This is a genomic window from Mesorhizobium sp. M4B.F.Ca.ET.214.01.1.1 (genome assembly GCF_004791545.1).
Taxonomy (GTDB): Bacteria; Pseudomonadota; Alphaproteobacteria; order Rhizobiales; family Rhizobiaceae; genus Mesorhizobium; species Mesorhizobium abyssinicae.
Genome location: NZ_SRUX01000254.1, coordinates 1 through 292, shown reverse-complemented (window position 1 = coordinate 292; position 292 = coordinate 1). Strand labels below are relative to the sequence as shown.

Here is a 292-nt window from a genome sequence, read left to right as displayed (position 1 = left end):
CTGCAGCGCGAGGCGCTGTTCCTGAAAATCCTCGGCTCCGCGCTCAGCGTCTCGATGGCGTCGATCAGCGCCGAGGGCATCGACAACAGCAATATTCTGAAGGCCAGCCTTGAAGCGATGCGCCGCGCCGCCGCCGGCCTGTCGCTGCAGCCCAAACTGGCCTTGGCCGACGGCCGCGATGTGCCGCCCGGCCTCGCCTGCGAAGGCCGCGCCCTGATCAAGGTCGACCAGCGCTCCCAATCGATCGCGGCTGCCTCGAGCGACGCCAAGGTGATGCGAGACCGCATGATGC

General features: G+C 67.8%; 1 pseudogene. It reads left to right on the top strand.

The window, feature by feature from the left end:
• A pseudogene (locus tag EN857_RS34125) lies at positions 1-292 on the top strand (ribonuclease HII); the annotation flags it as partial.